This window comes from uncultured Sphingomonas sp. (genome assembly GCF_964021865.1).
GTDB lineage: Bacteria > Pseudomonadota > Alphaproteobacteria > Sphingomonadales > Sphingomonadaceae > Sphingomonas.
This window is the reverse complement of the sequence record NZ_CAXIAM010000008.1, coordinates 12,909-35,338: the sequence shown is the minus strand read 5'-3', so window position 1 is coordinate 35,338 and position 22,430 is coordinate 12,909. Positions and strand designations below refer to the sequence as shown.

General features: G+C 67.4%; 23 protein-coding genes. 8 read left to right on the top strand and 15 right to left on the bottom strand.

Annotation, left to right across the window (positions count from 1 at the left end; translation table 11 throughout):
* Nucleotides 1–5: 5 nt before the first annotated feature.
* The 13 genes from AADI75_RS03660 to fabD all read right to left on the bottom strand — a co-directional run bounded on the left by AADI75_RS03660 (nucleotide 6) and on the right by fabD (nucleotide 15,134).
* A complete protein-coding gene (locus AADI75_RS03660; RefSeq protein WP_341207689.1) occupies nucleotides 6–2,924 on the bottom strand; it encodes a TonB-dependent receptor in 2,919 nt (972 codons plus the stop codon).
* A 181-nt stretch (nucleotides 2,925–3,105) separates the two neighbouring features.
* Nucleotides 3,106–3,771, bottom strand: a complete 666-nt coding sequence (locus AADI75_RS03655; RefSeq protein WP_341207688.1) for a GntR family transcriptional regulator — start codon at nucleotides 3,769–3,771, stop codon at nucleotides 3,106–3,108.
* A 196-nt stretch (nucleotides 3,772–3,967) separates the two neighbouring features.
* Nucleotides 3,968–5,200, bottom strand: a complete 1,233-nt coding sequence (locus AADI75_RS03650; RefSeq protein ID WP_341207687.1) for an FAD-dependent oxidoreductase — start codon at nucleotides 5,198–5,200, stop codon at nucleotides 3,968–3,970.
* Entirely contained in the window at nucleotides 5,197–6,612 is a 1,416-nt protein-coding gene (locus tag AADI75_RS03645; RefSeq protein WP_341207686.1) for an amino acid permease, read from the bottom strand. The genes AADI75_RS03650 and AADI75_RS03645 overlap by 4 nt, the downstream gene beginning before the upstream one ends.
* Nucleotides 6,613–6,760: 148 nt before the next feature.
* Nucleotides 6,761–7,756, bottom strand: coding sequence for a 4-hydroxyproline epimerase (locus tag AADI75_RS03640; RefSeq protein WP_341207685.1), 996 nt, complete (start codon nucleotides 7,754–7,756; stop codon nucleotides 6,761–6,763).
* Nucleotides 7,756–8,673 (bottom strand): dihydrodipicolinate synthase family protein, encoded by a 918-nt coding sequence (locus tag AADI75_RS03635; RefSeq protein ID WP_341207722.1) that lies wholly within the window; start codon nucleotides 8,671–8,673, stop codon nucleotides 7,756–7,758. The genes AADI75_RS03640 and AADI75_RS03635 overlap by 1 nt, the downstream gene beginning before the upstream one ends.
* Before the next feature lie 72 nt (nucleotides 8,674–8,745).
* Nucleotides 8,746–10,017, bottom strand: a complete 1,272-nt coding sequence (locus AADI75_RS03630) for a chloride channel protein (RefSeq protein ID WP_341207721.1) — start codon at nucleotides 10,015–10,017, stop codon at nucleotides 8,746–8,748.
* A gap of 207 nt (nucleotides 10,018–10,224) precedes the next feature.
* A complete protein-coding gene (gene mltG / locus AADI75_RS03625) occupies nucleotides 10,225–11,193 on the bottom strand; it encodes an endolytic transglycosylase MltG (protein WP_341207684.1) in 969 nt (322 codons plus the stop codon).
* Between the two features lie 7 nt (nucleotides 11,194–11,200).
* The gene (gene fabF / locus AADI75_RS03620; protein ID WP_341207683.1) at nucleotides 11,201–12,457 is read right to left on the bottom strand and encodes a beta-ketoacyl-ACP synthase II; all 1,257 of its coding nucleotides are present in this window, start codon (nucleotides 12,455–12,457) and stop codon (nucleotides 11,201–11,203) included.
* A gap of 164 nt (nucleotides 12,458–12,621) precedes the next feature.
* The gene (locus tag AADI75_RS03615; RefSeq protein ID WP_028056834.1) at nucleotides 12,622–12,858 is read right to left on the bottom strand and encodes an acyl carrier protein; all 237 of its coding nucleotides are present in this window, start codon (nucleotides 12,856–12,858) and stop codon (nucleotides 12,622–12,624) included.
* A 109-nt stretch (nucleotides 12,859–12,967) separates the two neighbouring features.
* Nucleotides 12,968–13,711, bottom strand: a complete 744-nt coding sequence (gene fabG, locus AADI75_RS03610; protein WP_341207682.1) for a 3-oxoacyl-[acyl-carrier-protein] reductase — start codon at nucleotides 13,709–13,711, stop codon at nucleotides 12,968–12,970.
* Between the two features lie 3 nt (nucleotides 13,712–13,714).
* Complete coding sequence (locus AADI75_RS03605) at nucleotides 13,715–14,140, bottom strand: GxxExxY protein (protein ID WP_341207681.1); 426 nt, start codon at nucleotides 14,138–14,140, stop codon at nucleotides 13,715–13,717.
* A gap of 34 nt (nucleotides 14,141–14,174) precedes the next feature.
* Nucleotides 14,175–15,134 (bottom strand): ACP S-malonyltransferase, encoded by a 960-nt coding sequence (gene fabD, locus AADI75_RS03600; RefSeq protein ID WP_341207680.1) that lies wholly within the window; start codon nucleotides 15,132–15,134, stop codon nucleotides 14,175–14,177.
* 311 nt (nucleotides 15,135–15,445) lie between these two features.
* Between fabD and rpsF the strand changes: the two genes are divergently transcribed.
* The 5 genes from rpsF (at nucleotide 15,446) to AADI75_RS03575 (ending at nucleotide 17,290) form a co-directional block, all read left to right on the top strand.
* Nucleotides 15,446–15,883: a 30S ribosomal protein S6 gene (rpsF, locus tag AADI75_RS03595; RefSeq protein ID WP_341207679.1), complete on the top strand. Its 438-nt coding sequence runs from the start codon at nucleotides 15,446–15,448 to the stop codon at nucleotides 15,881–15,883.
* On the top strand, nucleotides 15,883–16,107 hold the full coding sequence (gene rpsR / locus AADI75_RS03590; RefSeq protein ID WP_007403456.1) for a 30S ribosomal protein S18: 225 nt from the start codon (nucleotides 15,883–15,885) through the stop codon (nucleotides 16,105–16,107). The genes rpsF and rpsR overlap by 1 nt, the downstream gene beginning before the upstream one ends.
* Nucleotides 16,108–16,119: 12 nt before the next feature.
* Entirely contained in the window at nucleotides 16,120–16,713 is a 594-nt protein-coding gene (gene rplI / locus AADI75_RS03585; protein WP_341207678.1) for a 50S ribosomal protein L9, read from the top strand.
* 188 nt (nucleotides 16,714–16,901) lie between these two features.
* Nucleotides 16,902–17,108 (top strand): hypothetical protein, encoded by a 207-nt coding sequence (locus tag AADI75_RS03580; protein ID WP_341207677.1) that lies wholly within the window; start codon nucleotides 16,902–16,904, stop codon nucleotides 17,106–17,108.
* Nucleotides 17,108–17,290 carry a hypothetical protein gene (locus AADI75_RS03575; RefSeq protein ID WP_341207676.1) on the top strand — a complete coding sequence of 61 codons (183 nt, stop codon included), beginning with the start codon at nucleotides 17,108–17,110 and terminating at the stop codon, nucleotides 17,288–17,290. The genes AADI75_RS03580 and AADI75_RS03575 overlap by 1 nt, the downstream gene beginning before the upstream one ends.
* Nucleotides 17,291–17,293: 3 nt before the next feature.
* Here the strand turns inward: AADI75_RS03575 and AADI75_RS03570 are convergent, their stop codons facing one another.
* Nucleotides 17,294–18,367 (bottom strand): FAD-dependent oxidoreductase, encoded by a 1,074-nt coding sequence (locus AADI75_RS03570; protein WP_341207675.1) that lies wholly within the window; start codon nucleotides 18,365–18,367, stop codon nucleotides 17,294–17,296.
* Nucleotides 18,364–19,302 (bottom strand): alpha/beta hydrolase, encoded by a 939-nt coding sequence (locus AADI75_RS03565; RefSeq protein ID WP_341207674.1) that lies wholly within the window; start codon nucleotides 19,300–19,302, stop codon nucleotides 18,364–18,366. The genes AADI75_RS03570 and AADI75_RS03565 overlap by 4 nt, the downstream gene beginning before the upstream one ends.
* A gap of 49 nt (nucleotides 19,303–19,351) precedes the next feature.
* Here AADI75_RS03565 and AADI75_RS03560 point away from each other — a divergent pair, with 49 nt between their 5' ends.
* The 3 genes from AADI75_RS03560 to AADI75_RS03550 are packed head-to-tail and all read left to right on the top strand — an operon-like array spanning nucleotide 19,352 to nucleotide 22,424.
* Nucleotides 19,352–19,828: a prepilin peptidase gene (locus AADI75_RS03560; RefSeq protein WP_341207673.1), complete on the top strand. Its 477-nt coding sequence runs from the start codon at nucleotides 19,352–19,354 to the stop codon at nucleotides 19,826–19,828.
* Between the two features lie 48 nt (nucleotides 19,829–19,876).
* Nucleotides 19,877–20,887: a Flp pilus assembly protein CpaB gene (gene cpaB, locus AADI75_RS03555; protein ID WP_341207672.1), complete on the top strand. Its 1,011-nt coding sequence runs from the start codon at nucleotides 19,877–19,879 to the stop codon at nucleotides 20,885–20,887.
* Between the two features lies 1 nt (nucleotide 20,888).
* Complete coding sequence (locus tag AADI75_RS03550) at nucleotides 20,889–22,424, top strand: type II and III secretion system protein family protein (RefSeq protein WP_341207671.1); 1,536 nt, start codon at nucleotides 20,889–20,891, stop codon at nucleotides 22,422–22,424.
* The last annotated feature ends 6 nt before the right edge of the window (nucleotides 22,425–22,430 follow it).

Below are 22,430 nucleotides of genomic sequence, written 5' to 3'. Positions count from 1 at the left end.
CGTCCTCAGAATTCGGCGGTCAGGCCGACGAAGAACGAGCGCCCGGCGACGTCGTACACGCCGGGATAGGTATTGCCATTACCGAAGTCGGCCAGAATGCCCTGGGCGATCGCAGGTGGGTCACGATCCAGCAGGTTGTTCACACCGATCCGGAACGTAAGCTCCTTCATCACCGCCGCGCTCGCCGCGAGGTCGAAATAATTGGCGACCGGCAGGCGCGAGTTGACGTCGTAGCCGCTGACGAACAGCTTGGTCGCGCCGACATAGCGCCAGTTGAGCGACACCGATCCCTTGGCGTCCGTCGACGACCAGGTGAAACGCGCCTGGTGCCGCCACTTCGGGCTGGGCTGGCGACACGTCGCTCCGAAATAGCCGGCGCAGTCATATTCTTCCTGGCCGGGCAGGGGCAACGTCTTCAGGTCATGCAGCCACGTCCCGTCCATGCTGACGTCGAACCCGCCGATCGCGGTGCTGAGCGCGTAGCTGGCACGGATATCGATGCCGCTGGTCGACAGCGAGCCGGTATTTTGCGTGTTCGACGCGACATAGCCGCCGGTGTTTGCATCGCCCCCGAACAGCACGCCGTTGCGCGGGTTGCGGTTGAACAGCGAGCAGAAGAACGGATTGCCGGTCTGGATGCACTGATCGATCGTCAGCTGCATCGGGATCGAGTTAATATAGTCCTTCACCTTGATGTTGTAGTAATCGACCGACAGCGTCAGCCCGCGAACGAAGCGCGGGGTCAGCACCACACCGGCGGTATACGTGTCCGCCTCTTCGGGCTTCAGCGCCAGATTGCCGCCGAAGAAGCCGGTGCACTGCTCGCTTGGGCATTCGATGATCTTGCCATATTGCGCCGCGGTCACGCCGGTCAGCGCGCACTGCGCCAGCGTCGCCTTCGGGCTGGTCCCGGCGCACGGGTCCTGCGTCGTGACGTTGCCTGGAAATTGCGGCTGGAACAGCTCGGTAATGTTGGGTGCGCGGATCGCACGGTTGTAACCGCCACGCAGCCGCAGGTCGCGCGACGGCGCCCAGGCGATCTCGCCCTTATAGGTCGAAATGCCCTTGTCGTTGTTGCTGTACTTGGAGAAGCGATAGCCGCCGGTCAGCGACAGTTCCTCGAAAAACGGCCGGTTCTCGATCAACGGCACGCGCACCTCGGTGAAGCCTTCGGTGACGTTGAAGCTGCCGGCGTTCTCCTTGGTGCCCTTCGCCAGCGCCAACGCATCGGCCTTGAACTCCAGGCTCTCGCGGCGATGCTCGACGCCCACGACCAAACCGATGCCCGTATCGGCCCACGGTAGCTTCACGCCATATTCGCCACCGTCGAAGGTGACCGTGCCCGACAGCACCGTCTCTTTGTCCAGCCCCTCGGTGCTGGTCGGCGCGTAGATGTAATTCAGCGCCGCTGCCGTAGGTCCGCCGAACTGGAAGACATTGAGCGGGACGCAGCTCGGGTCGGAACCGTCGATCACCGAGCGGCAGGTCGGCACACCATTTACCAGATCGACCTTCAGCGCGCGGTTGGCCCGCGCCGGATCGATATCGTTCATGTAGGTCTCGTTGTAGATGACCGTCGAATACAAGGCGTTGGCGTCGTAGCGGATGCCCTTGGCGATCTCGCCGCGCACCCCGCCGGTCACGCGGTAATCGGTGTGCCGCAGGTCGTCACGACGCGGCTGCGCCGGCGCCGCGACGGGACGATATCCGATATAGACGTCCTGCGTCGCGCTGGTGCCGGCCGCCGCCGCACCGCACAGCAATTCCGCCTGCTGCGCGCTCATCAGCGGGTTGTTGCAGTTGATCGAGTAATTATAGCCTTGGAACAATGCGGACGGAGCAACCTGCGAATTGGTTCGGTCGTCCATGAACATGAAGCTGCCGTAGATTTCGACGGCCGGCGTCACCTCGTATTTCGCGAACGCGCCGGCGGTAAAGCGGGTGTCATTGCGCTGAAAATAGTTCAGTGGCGCATAATTGTACCGGAAGCTGGGGTCGTACTGCACCCACGTCTTGTTGCCGTCGGTCGTGTTGTTGTACCCACCAGCCGCGATCCCGTCGCGCAGCGGCACGAAGCGGCCATATTGGTTGTTCGAAGAGCCGCCGCAGGTCAGCGATGTCGCGACGTCGCCGGTGAACACCGGATCGAGCGCGCAGGCCGACACGTCGCGATTGTACTGCAGGATCGGCTTGACGTCGCGATAGCCGAAATAAGCAGTGACGTTACCGCGCCCCTCATCGAAATTTGCCCCCATCGCCAAGTTGGCCGTGAAGCGCTGCCCGTCCACGGGTGACGTCGGCGCGGTGCTGAAGCCGGCCGCCGCCACGCGCGCACGATTCGCGGCATTGTCGTTGTGGTGCGCGGAGAAGCCATATTGCACATCGCCCAGCACGCCGTTCAGGTCGTCGCGCAGCACGAAGTTGATGACGCCCGATACCGCGTCCGAACCGTACACCGCGGACGCGCCGCCGGTCACGACGTCGATCCGCTTGACCATGAACGACGGGATGAAGTTGAGATCGGTCGCCTGGATCGGCAACAGGCGCTGCCCGTTGACCAGCGTCAGGTTCCGGTTGTTGCCGAGGTTGCGCAGGTTGACCTTCGCGGTGCCGTCCGAGCCGTTCGAAACGTTCTCGTTCGCGTCCGGCGTGATCTGCGGCAGGCGGTTGAGCACGCTCTCGATATTGGTCGCGCCCTGCAGGCGGATTTCGCCGGCGTCGACCGTCGTGATCGGGCTGTTGCTCATGACGCCCGGCTGCGCGAGGCGCGTGCCGGTCACGACGACACCCTCACCTTCGGCCTCCGAAGACGCACCGGCAGCCGCTTGATCGCCCGTCGTCACCTGCGCCGCTGCCGGCAGCGCGCCGCCGAGCACCAGCGCACCGATCGCGGCCGATGCCAGCCACCTTTTCGCTCCAACCATGTCTACCCCCATCTATCTGCTTGTTTGCAAGGAGGTTCATACATCAGTGCTGGATCATAACAAATATGTTATACGATAGTAGCAAAGAAAAATTGCTCAGTGCGCCCTTTCGAAGACACAAACATGCCCGCGGTACGGGCAGAACTGCCGCCTACCAACGAATATGCCTAAATAACGGGCATCAGCTGTCGACGTTGCCAACGCCCCGGAATTCGCGTCGCAGGTCGAGGACCGTCTGCTCGATATGTGCGAACATCCGCGCCCGCACGCCCTCCACATCGCGCGCCAGCCAGCTTTCCAGCAATTGCGCATGTTCGTCGTTGGCGCGCTGGTCACGTCCCAGCGGCTCGAGGTGTTTGCGGACATAGCGCTCGCCCAGCACGTGCAGCCGCTCCAGCATTGTCGTCGTGATCGGCTGTTGCGACGGGCGCAGCAGCGCGAGGTGAAACGCGCGATTGAACGCTCCTACCCCGTCGCCATGCGCGTTGGTCGCCTCGTCGAGCTGCGCCAGTGTCTGCTTCGCTGCATTCCGTTCCTGGTCGGTCGCGCGCGCCGACGCCTGCGCCGCCACCTCCGGCTCCAGCTTCAGCCGCAGTGCATAGACTTCCTCGGCCTCGGCGATCGTCAGTTCGCGTACGAAATAGCCGCGGTTGGCGCGCGACCGGACCAGACCTTCCTGCTCCAGCCGGGTCAGCGCCTCGCGCAGCGGGATCTTGCTGACGCCCAGTTCCGCGGCAAGCGCGTCCTGCCGGATCGCCCGATCCACATCGACCTGGCCCGCAAGGATACGGTCGCGCACCAGATCCACCAGCTGTTCGGAAAGATTGCGGACGATGATACCGGTCATAAACTGCCCCAACCGGCAGAGATATACCGGTAAACCACTTAAACCGCGAGCGACGGCCGACGCAATGCCCCGCTAAAAGCGTTCTCTTATTAATAGTACAAGTAACGTCTTCGGGCTCGCCGATCCGACCGTCACTCCCGTCGCATGGCTTGCCGCATGCTCAAAGCCCACGCGCCGACGCGCCCGACCGACGCATTTATCGAAACCGCGATAGATCGAACGGTTTCAGATCATAGGCCGGCGTCTCGTCGTGCAGCAAAGCCGCAAGCGCTTCGCCGCTCGTCGCCGACAGCGTCAATCCCAGATGCTGATGCCCGAACGCATAGGCCACCGCGCCGCGTCGCCCGATCGCGGGCAGATAGTCGGGCAACGTCGGCCGTGCGCCCATCCACGGCGCGATCGGTTCGCGCAGCGGCAGCCCCAGCGCGGCGACATGCGCGCGCAACCGCGCCCATTTGCGCGGATCGGCCGGCGTGTCGACGCGTGCGAACTCAACGATGCTCGCCGCACGCAGCCGCCCGGCAAACCGGGTCACGATCATGGAGCGATCCTCGAACACCACCGGGGGCTGGTCGGCGGGCCAGTCGCCGGGATCGCCCTCGATATGATAGCCGCGCTCGGCGACAAGCGGCGCGCGCAGCCCCGACGGCGCGACCAGCGGCGCAGAGGCGGCACCCGCCGCCACCACGGCCACGTCCGCATCGAGCGGCGCCCCCTCGTCCAGCGCGACATGCGCCCGCCCATCCCGTTCGACGATCGAGCGGGCGCGGCCGTGCACCATCGCGCCCCCCGCCGCGACGAAGCGGGTCGCCAGAAGGTCGCCCAGCGCCGCGGTATCGGTGATCTGCCCGCTGCCCTCGAAGCGCACCGCTCCTGCGATCGGCGCGCTGCTCAGCGCCGCCAGTCGCGCCAGTTCGTCGGGCGTCGCCGCGCGCACCGTCGCGATGCCGGTATCCGCCGCCAGCCACGCGGCACGCCCGCGGGCCGCGCTCTCCGGCGTCTCCCACACCACGTAATGCCCGTCGACGCGCAACAGGTGCGCCGCGCCCGCATCAGCCAGCACACGCCGCCACGCCGGGATCGCGTCCGCCAGCATCGCCGACAGCGCCGCCTTCCCGCGCGCGAACCGTGCTGGCGCGCTCGCGCGCAGCAGCCGCAGCGTGAACGGCAACCACGCACCGCTCGCGCGCGGCGGCAGCGCCAGCGCGCCGCCGCGCCAGAACAGCCGCCTCGGCACGCTCTTCACCGTCGCCAGCGACGCCAGCGGCTCGACCTGCTCGACCGCGATATGCCCGGCATTGCCCCATGACGCGCCACGCCACGGCGCATCGGGGGCGACAATCGTCACCTGCGTGCCGCGCCGTTGCAACGCCAGCGCGACGTTGAGCGCGACCACGCCATTGCCGACGACGATCGCCGAGCGGATCATGCCTGCGCCCGCACCAGGCTGCGCGCGCGGCCATAGGCGAGATAGAAGACCACGCCGAGCACGTTCCACATCGCGAACCGCACCAGCGTGTGCGTCGGCAGGCTGACCAGCAGATAGATGCAACCGAGGATCGCCAGCGTCCCGACCAGCATCGGCGCCGGGCAGCGGAACACGCGCTTCAGCTCGGGCGCGCGCTTGCGCAGCACCATCATGCACGCCGCCACCGCGATGAACGCCAGCAACGTGCCCGCATTCGCCAGTTCGGCGATCTCGTCGAGCCGGAAGAAGCCTGCCACCGCCGCGACAAATACCCCGGTCACCATCGTCACCAGCGCCGGCGACCCGGTGCGCGCCGACACGCGGCTCAACGATCGCGGCAGCAACCCGTCACGCGACATCACGAAGAAGATCCGGCTCTGCCCGTACATCATGACGAGGATCACCGACGGCAGCGCGATCAACGCGGCCAGCCCGATCGCCCAGGCGGCGAACGGATGCTGGAGCGTGCGCAGCACATAAGCGAGCGGCTCGGCCGACTTGCCGAGGTCGACATAGCTCACCGCCCCGATCGCCGCGACCGCGACGCCCATATAGATCGCGGTGCACGCCGCCATCGACCCGACGATCCCGATCGTCAGGTCACGCCCCGGATTGCGCGCCTCCTCCGCCGAGGTCGCGACCGCGTCGAAGCCGTAGAAGGCGAAAAACACGATCGCCGCCGCCGCCATCACGCCGCGCGTCGCGCCGTTTTCGACATGGCTGCCGAAACCGTACGGCATGAACGGCTCGAAATTGCCGCCATTGAACGCCGGCAGCGCGACGAACACGAACACCGCCAGCGCGACCATCTTGATCGCGACCAGCACGATGTTGAACGTCGCACTCTCCTTTGTGCCCGCGACCAGCATTCCGGCGATCCCGAGCGCGACCAGCACCGCCGGAAGGTTCACGATTCCGCCCCCGTGCGGCCCCGACAGCAGCATCGCAGGCAGATGCACGCCCGCGCTCTGCAACCAGCCGACCAGATACGCCGACCAGCCGACCGCCACCGTCGAGCAGGCCAAAGAATATTCGAGGATCAAACTCCACCCGACGATCCAGGCGACACTCTCGCCGATCACCGAATAGGTATAGGTATAGGCGCTGCCCGCGGTCGGGATCAGCGTCGCCATCTCCGCATAGGCGAGTGCGGCACAGGCACACACCGCGCCGGCGATCGCGAACGACAGGATCACCGCCGGCCCCGCCCGCTCCGCGCCGACCCCGGTCAGCGTGTAGATCCCGGTCCCGACGATCGCGCCGATCCCCAGCGCGATCAGATGCGGCCAGCTCAGCGTCTTGCGCAGCTTGCGGTCCGGATCGGCTTCGCGTGCGTCGAGCGGCTTCAGCGGCCCCAACAATCCCCGTGCCAAATGCCTCTCCCTGCTTGTTATTTGCTGTTCGCCAAGCCCTCAACCGTCATCCCCGCGACGGCGGGGATCCAGACACGCAACGTCTCGAAAGAAGCGAGACGCCCGAGGCTCTGGATGCCCGCCTCCGCGGGAATGACGGAAAAGTCCTTCACACCACCGTGAACCCGCCCCAGAACGAATCCTCGCGGTCGATCCAGATCGTGTTGAACCCGGTCGCGATCGCCGAACCCTCGATCGACGGCACGATCGCCGGCTGCTCGCCGATCATCGTCTCCGCCTCGACGCGCCCGATGAAGCGGCTGCCAATGTAGCTCTCATGCACGAAGCGGTCGCCCACCGTCAGCCGCCCGGTCGCCGCCAGGTGCGCCAGCCGCGCCGAGGTGCCGGTGCCGCACGGGCTGCGATCGATCGCACGCTCGCCATAGAAGACCGCATTGCGCCCGTCCGCGCCCTCGCCCTGCGGCGTGTCGGCCCACAGCACATGGCTGACCCCGCGGATCGTCGGCTCGAGCGGATGGACCGGCTCATAGACCGCGCGCACCAGCTCGCGGATCGTGCGGCTCAGCTCGACGATCCGCGCCGCACCCAGATCGTCCAACCCGGTGTACGCGCCCTGCGGCTCGATGATCGCGTAGTAATTGCCGCCGTATGCGACGTCGATCGACAACGGCCCGAACCCGGGCACGTCGATCTTCAACCCCTGCGTCGCGAGGTAAGCGGGCACGTTGCGGATCTTCACCGATCGGACGCGGTGGCCCTCCGCGACATAGTCGATGTCGATCACCCCCGCCGGCACCTCGACGCGCAGCCGTCCCGGCTCGCGCGGGGTAATCAGACCGTTCTCCAGCCCGAAGGTGATCATCCCGATCGTCCCGTGCCCGCACATCGGCAGGCACCCGGACGTCTCGATGAACAGGATCGCCGCATCCGCATCGCCGCACGGCGGGTACAGGAACCCGCCCGACATCATGTCGTGCCCGCGCGGCTCGAAGCACAGCCCGGTACGGATCCAATCGAAGCGCGCCAGGAAATCCTGCCGCCGCTCCGCCATGCTGGCACCCCGCAGCAGCGGGGCGCCCCCGGCCACCAGACGGACGGGATTGCCCGCCGTGTGACCGTCGATGCAGAAGAAGGTGTGGCGCATCAGGCCGCTGCAGTGGAAAGGGCCGCTTCCTTCAGCGTAGGACGCGTCGCCGCACATTTCTCGACCATCGCGATCACTTCGGCGCGGCGTGCGCCTTCCAGCGGCAGACGCGGCAGACGCACGCGCTCGGACCCGCGGCCCATGATCTCTTCAGCCAGCTTGATCGACTGCACCAGATCATGCTCGGCATCCAAGTGGAGCAGCGGCATGAACCAGCGGTAGATGCGCCGCGCCTCTTCCCAGTCGCCACGATACACCGCCGCGATCAGCGCGACCGATTCCTGCGGGAAGGCGCTGGTCAGCCCCGAAACCCAGCCGCTCGCGCCCAGCAACATGCCCTCCAGCGCGACGTCGTCCAGCCCCGCCATCACGATATAACGGTCGCCGAAGCGATTGATGACATCGGTGAAGCGGCGCGGATCGGGCGCGCTTTCCTTGACCGCGACGATGTTCCTGACCGGCTCCAGCAGCGCCAGCGTGTCGAAGTCGACTGACACCCGGTACGCGGGCGGGTTGTTGTAGAGCATGATCGGCAGCCCGGTCGCCTCGGCGACGGTGCGGAAATGCGTCGCCAGCTCGTTCGGCGTCGGGACATAGACCATCGCGGGCAGCAGCATCAGCGCGTCGATGCCGATCTCCTCGACTTCCTTCGCGAAGGTCGCCGCGCGGTGCGTCGTGAACTCGGACACGCCGCACACCAGCGGCACACGCCCGCCGACCGCCTCGACGCCCGCGCGCAGCACCGCATGCTTTTCCTCGACGTCCAGCGAGTTGTTCTCGCCGCAGGTGCCCAGCAGGATCAGCCCGTCCACGCCGTCCTCGACCAGCGCTACCAGACCACGCTGCGTCGCATCGATATCGACCGAGCCATCAGCCGCGAACTGCGTCGTCGCGGCGGGATAGACGCCCGTCCACATGCTCGAACCTGAAACCACATCATCCTCCTGACCAATCGTGTTCGTATACGATATAAAATCAGGGTCACCAAGCTATTTGTGCAGCGGCAGCGCGAAGGTGCGCGCAAGGCCGTGGTACAATTTCTCACGGCAGATGAATTGGCTGGCGCCGTCGGCAACGAAGGCGGTGGCGAACATCGGCAGCATCAACCCGCGGCTGCCCGTAGTCTCGGCCAGGATGATGACCGCCGTCAAGGGCGCACGGACCACCCCGGCGAAATAGCCGACCATGCCAAGGATCACGACCGCGGAGGCCGGCGAGTCGGAGAAGATCGGACGCAGCAGATTGCCGATCCCCGCCCCCACCGCCAGCGACGGCGCGAAGATGCCGCCCGGCAACCCGGCGATAGCGGTGGCAAGCGTCGCCAGCAGCTTGGCTGGCCCGAACCACAACGGCGCATCCACCCCGCCGATCATCGCGCGCGCCGCGCTATATCCCGTGCCCCACGTCAGCCCCGTCCCGCAGCCCAGCACCGCGACCACCATGCCGCACCCGACCGCGAACCACACCGGACGGCGCTTGCTCCATGCCGCCAGCGGATGCGCACCATTGGCGAGCATCAGCATGACGCGCGCGAACGCGCCGCCAGACAGGCCACCGACCAGCCCGGCCACACCCGCGACGACCAGCGCCGATCCGATCGGCATGTGCGCGCCGACCAGCCCGAAATAGAGATAGTCGCCCTGTACCGACTGCGCGACCATGCCCGCGATCACGATCGCGCCGACCACCAGCAGCGTCACCTTCTGCTCATAGGCGGAGGCGAGTTCCTCGATCGCGAACAGCAGCCCGGCCAGCGGCGTGTTGAACGCCGCCGCGACCCCGGCCGCACCGCCGGCGATCAACACCCCGGCGCGCAGCGGCACCCGCAGGATGCGGTGCGTCAAGCCCATCACCGCGGCGGCGATCTGCACGGTCGGCCCTTCGCGCCCCACCGACGCGCCGGACAGGACCGCTGCCAGCGTCAGCGCCGCCTTGCCGATCACCGTCGGCAACGACACCAACGACCGCGTCGCCGCTTCGGGATCGGCCTGCGCCGCCATCACCTGCGGGATGCCCGAGCCCCGCGCCAGCGGCACGTAACGCCGCGTCAGCCACACCAACGCCCCGAAAGACAGCGGCGTCGTCACCAGCGGCAGCCAGCGATAGTGCCGCGCCCCTTCCGCAAAAAGCTCGCCGCACGCATCCGCCGCCAGCGCGAACACCGTCGCCGCCAGCCCGATCGCCACCGCTCCGGCGAAGATCGCGAGCCGCGCGCGCAGCCGACGCGCGCGCAGCCGTTGCGAGCGGAGCAACGCGCGCATCCGCGCGGGCGTCCATCCGAATGGCCCGCCGCGCGATGAAGATTGCTCCGTCATCCCGACGCCTTACACGCCAGCCACGCGGAAACGCCAGCCTGAAGCCGGACGGCAATTCTCCATCAAGGCGCAGGCGCCACGCCCACCCCGTCGCCCCGGGCTTGACCCTGGGGCCCCGCTTCTTCTCTCCGTCATTCCGACGGAAGCGGCCGCCTACATCTCCCCGCGCGCGTGGCGGATCGCGTACCATTTCTTCACATTGGCGTTATGCTCGGCCAGCGTGTCCGCGAAGACATGGCCGCCGCTGCCGTCCGCGACGAAATACAGCGCCTTCGTCTGCGCCGGGTCCAGCACCGCGTCGATCGACAGCCGTCCCGGATTGGCGATCGGCCCGACCGGCAGCCCCGCCGACGCATAGGTGTTATAGCCGTTCTTGGCGCGCAGTTCCGACTGGCGGATACGCCGCCCCAGCGGCCGCCCCTTGGTGATCGGGTAGATGACGGTCGGATCGGCCTGCAACGGCATGCCGAGCCGCAGGCGATTGCCATAAACCGCCGCAACCGTCCGCCGCTCCGCGGGCTTGGCGGTCTCCTTCTCGACGATCGAGGCCAGGATGATCGCCTGCGCGGGTGTCGTGACCACCGCCGCCGGCTTGCGCGTCTTCCACGCCGCGGCGAGGTACGTCTTCATCGCCGCCTGCATCCGCGCGAGCACCGCGCTGCGCGGCTCGCCGCGCTCGAACGCATAACCGTCCGGCAGCACCGAGCCTTCGGCGGGTACCTTGACGTCGCCGGTCAGCGTTTCGGCCTTCATCAACGCGTCGCGCACCATCACCGACGGCAGTCCCTCGGGCACCACCACCAGCCGCTGCACCGCCTTGCCGCCCTGCAGGATCGCGAGCACCTGCGCCGCGCTGGCGTGCGCGGGGAAGGCATATTCACCCGCCTTGATCGACGTGCCCGATCCGAAGATCCGCGCCTGCACGCGGAAGCGGCGGGCCGAGCCGATCACCCCGGCCTTCTCCAGCGTCCGCGCCGCGGCGGCCAGGCTCGATCCTTCAGCGATCTCGACATTGGCGGCGCGCGGCAACGGCCCCGCGCCCTTCCAGCCGTATCCGACCCAGAAGCCGGCCGCGATCAGCAGCAGGCCGGCGACAAGAGCGAAGCAGCCGAGCCTGCGCATGGGGATATCAGACCGCCTTCATCACCAGTGAAGCGTTGGTGCCGCCGAAGCCGAACGAATTGTTCAGCACCGCGCGCACGGTACGCTTCTTGGCATGATGCGGGACGAGATCGACACCCTCGGTCCCTTCGTCGGGATTGTCGAGGTTCAGCGTCGGCGGCACGATCTGGTCGCGCAGCGCCAGGATGCAGAAGATGCTCTCCACCGCCCCCGCGCCGCCGAGCAGATGCCCGATCGCCGACTTGGTGCTCGACATCGATGCGCCCGACAGATCGTCGCCGAACACGCGCTTCGCCGCGGCCAGCTCGATCGTATCGGCCATCGTCGAGGTGCCGTGCGCGTTGATATAGTCGATATCGGCGGGGGTCATCCCCGCCTTGCGCAGCGCCATGCGCATCGCAAGTTCCGCGCCCTTGCCCTCGGGGTGCGGCGCGGTGACGTGATAGGCGTCGCCCGACAGACCGTAACCGACCACCTCGGCATAGATTTTCGCGCCGCGCGCCTTGGCGTGCTCATATTCCTCCAGCACGAGGACGCCCGCGCCCTCGCCCATCACGAAGCCGTCGCGGTCCTTGTCATAGGGGCGGCTGGCCTGTTCGGGCCGGTCGTTCATGCTGCAGTTGAGCGCGCGCGCCTGCGCGAAGCCGGCGACGCCGAGCGGGTTGACCGTGCTTTCCGCACCGCCCGCCAGCATGATGTCCGCGTCGTCGTCGCGGATCATCCGCGCCGCGTCGCCGATCGAATGCGCGCCGGTCGAACAGGCGGTGACCACTGCGTGGTTCGGCCCCATCAAGCCGTATTTGATCGAAACCTGCCCCGAAATCAGGTTGATGAGGCGACCGTGGACGAAATGCGGGCTCACGCGGCCCGGACCGCGCTCGTGCAGATTGACCGATTCGATCTCGATCCCCGGAAGCCCACCGATCCCCGAGCCGATCGATACGCCCGCGCGCATCCGCATCTCCTCGTCCATCTCGGTCAGCCCGGCGTCTTCCAGCGCCTGCCCCGCGGCGTCGATGCCATAGACGATGAACGGATCGACCTGCCGCTGGACCTTATGGTCGACGCGCTTGTCGGGATCGAAGCCATATTCATGGTCCTTCGGCTTCACCTCGCACGCGATCAGGCACTTCTGTCCCGTAGTATCGAAGCGGGTGATCGGGCCGGCACCCGACTTACCCGCGATCAGGTTCGCCCAGGCGGTTTCCACGTCCGCCCCCAAAGGGGTGACGAGGCCAAGTCCGGTGACGACGACGCGACGCATAGGCTTCCCTTCTTCCCGCCCCTTGCGCCTCTCCCACGCATCCGGCGGTCTTCATAAACGAAACGGCTCCCCATCCTCTAGCGAAGGACGGGAAGCCGCTCAAATCTGTTCGACGGCCGGGGGTCGGCGCGGACGCTGAGCCCGCCCCCCGGCGCATCAGGGCGTCAGCCCTTGTGCTCGTCGATGTAAGTGATCGCGTCCTTGACGGTCGAGATCTTCTCGGCGGCGTCGTCCGGGATTTCCACCCCGAACTCCTCCTCGAACGCCATGACCAGCTCGACGATGTCGAGGCTGTCCGCGCCCAGATCGTCGATGAAGCTGGCGTCCTCGGTCACCTTGTCGGCTTCGACGCCGAGATGCTCGACGACGATCTTCTTCACGCGGTCGGCGGTCTCGCTCATAACTTTCCCTCTTTCGATTTGGGGGGGTGATTTAAATTTCCTGAACGCAGGTAGAGCCCGTCGACCCGCCTGACAAGTCCGTGTGTGCGGTGCCTGCCGGGCGGATGGGTCAAACCATCGCCATCCCGCCGTTGACGTGGATGGTCTGCCCGGTGACGTATCCCGCCTCCTTCGACGCCAGATACACGACCGCCGCCGCGATGTCCTCGCCCGTCCCCAGATCGCCCGCCGGGATGCGCGCCGTCAACTGCGTTTTCTGCGCCTCGGGCAGGCCGTCGGTCATCGCCGAGCGGATGAAGCCGGGCGCGACGCAATTGACGGTGATGTTGCGGCTGGCCAGCTCCTGCGCCAGCGCCTTGGACATGCCGACCAGCCCGGCCTTCGACGCGGCATAATTGGCCTGCCCGGGATTGCCGGTCTGCCCAACGACCGAGGTGATCGAGATCACGCGGCCGAACCGCTGCTTCATCATCGGCTTGGCGGCGGCGCGGATCAGGCGGAAGGCGGCCTCCAGGTTGACGCGGATCACCTGATCCCATTCGTCGTCCTTCATCCGCATCGCCAGATTGTCGCGCGTCACGCCCGCGTTGTTGACCAGCACGTCGATCCGCCCGCCCAGCGCCGCCACCGCCTGCGGCACCAGCGCGTCGACCGCGGCGGCATCCGACAGGTCGCACGGCACCGCGACATGCCCCTCACCAGGCAACGTCGCCAGAAACGCCTCCAGCTTGGCGACGTTCGACCCCGACACCGCCAGCCGCGCCCCCTGCGCCGCCAGCCCCTTGGCGATTGCCGACCCGATTCCCCCCGAAGCGCCGGTCACCAGCGCGGTCATGCCTGTAAGGTCGAACATTGGTTACTCCGTTGGTTGGTTCACGCGGAGGCGCGGAGACGCGGAGGGACGATGGTTATTGACGACCCGACGCACCCCCTCCTTTAGCGTCTCGCCTCCGAAATTGATGAGCAGCCCGACGGGCTGCTCGACAAGCCTCAAATACGTCAGCAATTGCTTGCCGTGCACCGCCAACAATTTCTCGACTGACTTCACCTCCACGACGAGCCGCTTGTCGACAAGCAAGTCGATACGGAACGCTGCCGGAAATATCTGACCGTCAAAGCGGATGTCGACCGGATGCTGTCGGGAGACCGAATAACCCATTGCCGACAGCCGACCTGCCAAGACCGTCTCATACACGCTCTCCAGCAAGCCCGGCCCCAGCCCACGATGGAGGCGCAACGCAAGATCGAGAACGTCACCGCTGATGGCGTCGATGTCTCTCACTTCTTCTCCGCGTCTCCGCGCCTCCGCGTGAACATCAAAACTTCTTCAGCACCGCCTCGACATCGTCCATCGACACCACGCTCACCGCCTCGACATCCGGCGCGATGCGCTTGACCATCGGGGACAGGACCTTGCCGCCGAACTCGACGAACTCGGTCACTCCGACGTCGACCATCGCCAGCACCGACTCGCGCCACCGCACACGGCCCGTCACCTGCTCGACCAGCAGCCGTCGGATCGCCCCCGGATCAGCGACCGCCGCGGCGTCGACATTGGCGAACACCGGCACCAGCGGCGCGCGCAGGTCGGCCTCTGCCAGCGCGCCCTCCATCACCCGCGCCGCATCCTCCATCAGCGCGCAATGGAACGGCGCCGACACCGGCAACAGCACCGCGCGCTTCGCGCCCATCTCCTTGGCCAGCGCCACCGCGCGCTCCACCGCGACACGATGCCCGGAGATCACCACCTGCGACGGATCATTGTCGTTGGCGACCGTGCACACCAATGTCTCGCCGGTCTCGGTCAGGATCAGGTCCACCGCCGCGCCCGCGATCGCCTGCGCCTTCTCGACATCGGCGCCCAGCAACGCCGCCATCGCGCCCTCGCCGACCGGCACCGCCGCCTGCATCGCGCGCCCGCGCGTCCTGAGCAGCCGCGCGGTCGTCCCGAGATCGAGCGCCTCCGCTGCGCACAAGGCGCTATATTCCCCCAGCGAGTGGCCCGCGACGTAATCGGCTTTTTCGGCCAGCCGCACATTGCCCTCGCGCGTCAGGACACGCAGCGTCGCGATCGCGTTCGCCATGATCGCGGGCTGCGCATTCTCGGTCAGCGTCAGCTCGTCCTGCGGCCCCTCCGCCATCAACCGGCGCAGATTCTGCCCCAGCGCCTCGTCGACCTCGCCGAACACCTCGCGCGCCACCGCCGAGGCGTCGGCCAGCGCCGCCCCCATGCCGACCGCCTGGCTGCCCTGACCGGGAAAGATGAACGCGCGCATGAAGGCCTCCGTGAAAATCGCCCGCGCTGCTAGGCCGCGCGCCGCCGTCGGGTCAACCGCTGGCGATTCGGCGCACTTTCCGGTATGAGAATGTCAGAAGGCCGAAAGGTCCGTTCCAACGCGCGATCGTCTCAACATTCGCAACATTCGCGCTGCAACATTCGGTTGCGCCGGACGCGATTTGTCGTCATAGCGCGTCGGCGTCGGGCGGAAGGGACTCACCCTTGCCGCCCTTTGCCATTGGAACGACAGCCGGAGGGGCGTTGCACATGGGGTGCACGTCAGCGATCGGCCAACATGAAGGTACATGCATGGCTCTGTACGAGCATGTGTTCCTTGCGCGCCAGGATCTGGCACAGGCGCAGGTGGACACGCTGGCGGAAACCGCCACCAAGATCGTCGAGGAACGCGGCGGCAAGGTCGTCAAGACCGAGACCTGGGGCCTGCGTTCGCTCGCCTATCGCATCGCGAAGAACCGCAAGGCGCACTACGTGATGCTCGAGATCGACGCACCGGGCGACACCGTCGCCGAGCTGGAGCGTCAGACCAGCATCAACGAGGACGTGATCCGCTACATGACCGTCCGCGTCGACGGCCACGAAGAGGGCCCGACCGTGATGATGCGCAAGCAGGAGCGCGACCGTGAGCGCCGCAGCGACCGCGAAGGCGGCCGTGACGGTGGCCGCGGCGAGCGTGGTGACCGCGGCGATCGTGGCCCCCGTCGTGACCGTGAAGAGGAGGCCGCATAATGGCGCGTCCGTTTTTCCGCCGCCGCAAGTCGTGCCCGTTCAGCGCCAAGGATGCGCCCCGGATCGACTATAAGGACGTCCGTCTGCTCCAGGGCTTCGTGTCCGAGCGTGGCAAGATCGTTCCGTCGCGCATCACCTCGGTGAGCGCCAAGAAGCAGCGCGAGCTGGCGCAGGCGATCAAGCGCGCCCGCCACCTGGGCCTGCTGCCCTACGTCGTGAAGTAAGGAGAAGAGCAGATGGATATCATCCTGCTTGAGCGCGTCGAGAAGCTCGGCGGCATCGGCGACGTGGTGAAGGTCAAGGACGGGTTCGCCCGTAACTACCTGCTCCCGAACAAGAAGGCGCTGCGCGCCAACGAAGCCAACCGCAAGGTTTTCGAGGCGAACCGCGCCCGCATCGAGAGCGAGAACGCCAACCGCCGCGGCGAGGCCGAGAAGGAAGCCGGTTCGTTCAAGGACGCGCAGATCACGCTGATCCGCCAGTCGTCGAACACCGGTCAGCTCTACGGTTCGGTCGCGGTGCGCGATCTGGTCGAGGCGCTGGTGGCCGATGGTCACAAGGTGACCAAGAGCCAGGTGGTACTGGATCGTCCGATCAAGTCGATCGGCCTGTACGACGTGAAGGTGCAGCTGCACCCGGAAGTCGTCGTGAACGTCAAGGTCAACGTCGCGCGCTCGCCCGAAGAGGCCGAGATGCAGTCGGCGGGTGTCGACGTCATGCAGCAGGTCTTCGAGGAAGGCCGCGATCAGGGCGGCTTCACCGAGGATTACGATCCCAATGCCGAGCCGGGCGCGACCGCCGAGGCGCAGTCCGACAACGCGCAGGGCTGATCGCCTCACGCATCGCCTGCAAGAAGAAAGGCCCGCCCGGATCGCTCCGGGCGGGCCTTTCCTTTGTGGCACCGCCGCCAGGGGGGCGGCGGCGATGCCCTCGGGGGGCCGTAAAGCTAGGAAATCAGGGAACGTTCCACACCGCGCTCACCACGGCGACCAGCGGCAGGAGCGCAAGGGTCAGGGGCATGATCTGTTTCAGCATGGCGGCCTTCGCGATCGGTTATCGTCGTTGGCTGCACAATCGCCACCGGCAACAAAGGTTGCGCTACGCTGAACAAATTGATCCGGCGACCGGCACCTCCGGTGCGACGAACCGCTGCTCCGACGCGGGAACATGCGGGCCGGTCGGCAGGTTCTTCGTTCGAATGTCGCCTGCCGCGGCATCGTCGTAATGCGTAGGATCGAAATCGTGCAGCCGAAGGAGCGGGACAAGCAGGAGCAAGTAAGCGCGATGGGTCGGGCGCTGCGCTCCAGTCTGCGGGTTCCCACCGACACCTACATCACCGGCGACATTCCGACCTTGCTGACCCTGCTCGGGCAAGTGCCCGCCGTCCCCGAACGCAAGCGCAGCTAGGGATCAACGATTGAAGCGTGCCGGGGCGTAGCGCGCCGCGTCGATCCCGTCCGGCATCGCAGTGTCGAGCAGCAACGCCGCACCGATCCGGGCGGCGGCTGGTGCGGTCTGGATGCCGAACCCGCCCTGCCCCGCGAACCAGAAGAAGCCTGGTTCCGCGCTGCCATACACCGGCAGTCGGTCCGGCGCGAATGACCGCAATCCTGCCCAGCGCCGCTCGACCCGCACGACGCGCCAGTCGACCGCCTGCTCCAGGCGATCGATCGCGATCGCCACGTCCAACTCCTCCGCCGCGACGTCGTGTGCCAGCACCGGATGTTCGTCATGCGGGCTCAGCCACAGCCGCCCGCCCGCCTCCGGCTTAAAGTAGAAGCCGCCGTTCACATCGATCACGAACGGCAGCGTCGCGGGTGCCGCGGGATCGGTCTGCAATTGCACCATCGTCCGGCGGTACGGGGTGATCCCGATCGGTGCGACGCCGCTGCGCGTCGCCACCTCGTCCGCCCACGCCCCCGCCGCATCGACCAGCACCGTCGCCTTAAACGAGCGCCCATCCTCGGTTTCGATCCGCCACGTGCCCGCCTGTCTCGACGCCGCCGCGAGCCGCGCGCCGCTCTCCACCCTCGTGCCGCTGCGCCTCGCCTGTAGCAGATAGTCACCGTGCAGCCGTGCCACATCGATATAGGCGCAGGTCGGCTCTTCTACCCCCAACGTCCATTCGGCCCGCAGCCCGGGGATCAGCGGCCGTGGATCGACAGACGATAGCGCGACCGGCGTGGCGGCGAATTCATCGAGCAGCGCCTCGATCGCCCCCGCATCCTCGTTGCGCCCGATATGCACCGCGCCGAGCGGATCGAGATAGCCGCCTGCCTGCAGCATCGGTCCCGATGCGGTGGTGAGCGGCTGGATGTCCTGGCCGCCGTACGTTTCGGACCAGAAGGCCGCAGACCGCCCGGTCGCATGGTAGCCGGGCCGTTCTTCCGCTTCGAGCAGCAACACCCGCGCATGATCGCCGATCGCCGCGGCCAGGCTGGCGCCGGCAATCCCGGCGCCGACGATCGCGATGTCGTAGCTCATGCCGCATGCCGATCGAGGAAGTCGTCGATCGCCGTCATCGCCCGCCGGCGCACCGGATCGGCCTCGCGCAGCAGCTCGTGCGCCGCTTCCCGTCCGAACCGGATCAGCGTCGCATTGGGCAGCCGCGCCGCCACCTCCGCCGCGGCACGCGGGTCCACCAGCCGATCATTGTCCGCCACCAGCATCAGCACCGGCGTCCTCAGCGTCGCGAGCCCGGGATCGCGCCTTAACCGCGCGGTCGCGCTGAACGCCTCCGCCAGCCACGCCCAGCTCGGCGGGCCGAGCCGCAGGTCGGGCTGCGCCTCCAGCCACCATGCCTCGTCCGAATAGCGCGCATCGTCCGCCGTCAGCAATCGCTGCCGCGGCAACATGCCCGGCCGCTCATGGCTCTTCCACGCGGGACGCGCCGGATCGCCCAGCCGTCGCATCGCCTGCGCCACCCGCGTTCCCAGCCACGATCCGACCGGCGAGCGCAGCCCCAGCATCGGCGCGACCAGCACCACCGCATCGGCGCGGATCGCGCCGTCGAGCAGCGCACGCAGCACCATATAGCCGCCCATCGAGTGACCGATGACGACGTGCGGACCGTCCTGTTCGGTGGTCCAGTCCCGCCACACCCCCGCCAGATCGTTGATCAATGGCGCGAAATCGTCGCAATGGCCGACATGCGGGTTCGCGCACAATCGCCCCGACCCGCCCTGCCCGCGCCAGTCGAACGCCGTGACCGCCCAGCCGCGCTCATGCCAGTCGGAAAACGACTCCAGATACTTCTCGATTATGTCGCCGCGCCCACCTTGGAACATTAGCGCGCCGCGGCCACGCCCCGGCCGGGTAAAGCGTCGCAGCCGCCATCCATCCGCGGCACTATCGAAGGACAGGCGAGCGTCGGCCGGCAGGGCGCGGCGCACCGCGGCGGGATCAGTCGTCGTCGACATCGCGGCATGGTTACGGTTTCTCAAACCATTCCGTCTAGCGCCATGCGGCATGAGCTGGGGATTTCTTGCATGGCTACTGCCCATCCTGATGGGCGCGTTGCTGCTGTCGGCGGGAATTCAGGACGTGCGCTCGCGCGAGATCGCCAATTGGAAGAACGCCGCGATCGCGCTGCTCGCACCGCTCTGGTGGGTGGCGATCGGCCTCGATCCGTGGCCGGGGATGGCGCTGCAATGCGGCGTCGCCTTGCTCGTCTTCGCCGTGTTCGTCGGCGCGTTCGCGATCGGGCAGATGGGTGGTGGGGACGTCAAGCTGATCGGCGCGCTGTCGCTGTGGCTCGCGCCGCTGCACCTGCTCGACATGCTGCTGGTGATGTCAGTGATCGGGGGCGCGCTGACGTTCGCGATGCTGGTCGAACATCGCGTTCGACGCCGCATGACCGCGATCGAGGTGCCGTACGGCGTCGCGATCGCAATCGCCGGGCTGCTCGCGCTTCGCGAACCGCTCCTTAACCAATTTATCCAATAATCGCAGACAGACGGGCGCCGGTGGCGCCGCGTGGGGACAGGGTCATTCATGGACAGTCGCAAGCTCATTCTGCTGGTCGGAGCCTTGATGGTGGCCGCGATCACCGCGTTCGCCGCGCGTTCGATGCTGATCGGCTCGCCCGCGCCCGAGGCTGCTGCGCTGGCCGCCGCGCCGAAGATCGACGGGCCGGAGGTGCTGGTCGCCACCCGCGCGCTGCCGGTCGGCACGATCCTCGACGCCAGCGCGCTGAAGTTCCAGCCCTGGCCCAAGGAGCTGGTCGAGAACGCCTATTACATGCGCAGCGGCACCGATCTGGGCAAGCTGATCGGCACGGTCGTCCGCCTGCCGATCACCGCCGGCCAGCCGGTGACGCAGGGGCAGTTGGTGAAGCCCGGCGACCGCGGCTTCCTGGCCGCCGCGCTCGGGCCGGGGATGCGCGCGGTGACGGTGCCGGTGTCGGCGCAGACCAGCGTCGCCGGCTTCGTCTTCCCGGGCGATCATATCGACCTGATCCTGACGCAGTCGGTCGAGGGCGACGGCCCGCCGCTGCGCGCCAGCGAGACGGTGATGCGCAACCTGCGCGTCCTCGCCACCGATCAGCGCACGACGGATCAGAAGGACGAACAGGGCAATACCGTCGTCCAGACGTTCTCGACGATCACCGTCGAGGCGACCCCGAAGATCGCCGAGCAGATCGCGGTGGCGCAGACGATCGGCACGCTGTCGCTGTCGTTGCGCTCGATCGCCGACAACGCCTCCGAACTCGACCGCGCGATCGCGTCGGGCAGCGTCAGCGTCGGCGACACGCATGACGCGAAAAGCGAGGAAGCGGTGCTCGACCGGCTCGCGAACACGCCGCAGACCGGCAACACCACCTATGCGGTCGGTGCCGACGTCTCGCGCTTCCAGCGTCGCACGGCACCGCCGCGCACGAACACGCAGCCCGCCGGCCCCTCGATCCCCGGCACGCCCGTCGTCACCACCATCGCCGCCGGTCCCAAGGTCCGGATCGCCCGCGGCAATGCCGTGACCGAAGTCTCCGTCGCAGGAAAGAACTGAGATGCGCTCCCCCCTGTTTCATGGCGCGGCGCTGGCCGCGGCGCTGACGGCGGCGCTCGCCCCCGCCACCATTGCCGCCGCCCCGCGCGGCGCGCAGCGCGCCCTTGCGTCCCGGCCGGTCGTCCGCAGCGGCCTGCCGCCGGTCGGCGTCACCAAGCCGAGCATCGAGAAGTGGCTCTCGATCGGCGAGGGTGAACTCATCACCCTGCCCGCCGCGGTGACCGAGGTGTGGACCTCGAACGCCGCGACCGCCGACGTCTATGTCGCCAACCCGCGCCAGATCCATCTGTTCGGCAAGGCGGACGGCGAGGCGACGATCTTCGCCACCGATCGCGCCGGCGCGGTGATCTATTCCGCGTCCGTCCGCGTCGCGCAAAACGCCACCCAGATCGACCGGATGCTCCAGGCCGCGCTGCCGGGCAGCGACTTCCACGTCACGCTGGTCGGACAGATCGCGGTGCTGAACGGCAATGCCGCCGCCCCCGCGGACGCTGAGCAGGCGCAGCGGCTGGTGACCGGCCTGCTGAACCCCGGCGTCGATCCCAGCGCGGACGGTGCCACGTTCAAGATCGGCGTCATCAACCGCATCAAGGTGGCGACCCCGCTCCAGGTCAACCTGCAGGTGAAGTTCGCCGAGGTCAGCCGCTCGTTCCTGAAGAACATCGCCAACAACATCACCACCCGCACGCTGGGCCGCAAGAACCCGCTGCTCGGGCTCGGCTTCGGGCGTCAGGGCACGATCACCAACGTGCTGCCTGGCACCGATCCGAACCTGCAAGGTGGCGGCACCAGCTTCACGCTACCCGGGGTCAACAGCGGCGGCGGCACGTTCAGCCTGTTCGGCAGCCTGCTCGGCACCGACTTCATCAATGCGCTCGATCTCGGCGAGACGCTGGGTCAGGTCACGACGCTTGCCAGCCCGAACCTGACCGCGCTGTCGGGCGAAACCGGCACCTTCCTGGCTGGCGGCGAGATCCCGATCCCGATCGCGCAGGCGCTCGGCACCAACTCGATCGAATTCAAGCAGTTCGGCGTCAGCCTCGCCTATACGCCGACCGTCCTGTCGGACGGGCGCATCTCGCTGCGCGTGAAGCCCGAAGTGTCGCAGCTCGACTATGGCAACGCCGTGTCGGTCGGCAGCGCGCGCGTCCCGGCGCTCACCACGCGCCGGGCGGAGACGACCGTCGAGCTGGGCTCGGGCCAGAGCTTCATGATCGCCGGGCTGATGCAGAACACGCACAACAACAGCTACACCAAGACGCCCGGCATCGGCGACCTGCCGATCCTCGGCGCGCTGTTCCGCTCGAACGGTTTCCAGCGCAACGAGACCGAGCTGGTGATCGTCATCACCCCGTACCTCGTCCGCCCGGTCGACGCCGCCGACATCAAGCTGCCGACCGATGGCTACAAGGCGCCGACCGATCTCGAACGCGCGCTGCTGGGCAAGCTCGACAGCGGCGATCGTGCGGTCGACCGCCCCAAGCCCAAGCTCGCGACCCCGCCCGCGCCGGCCGCGCCCGGCTTCTCGATCAAGTGAGGATGC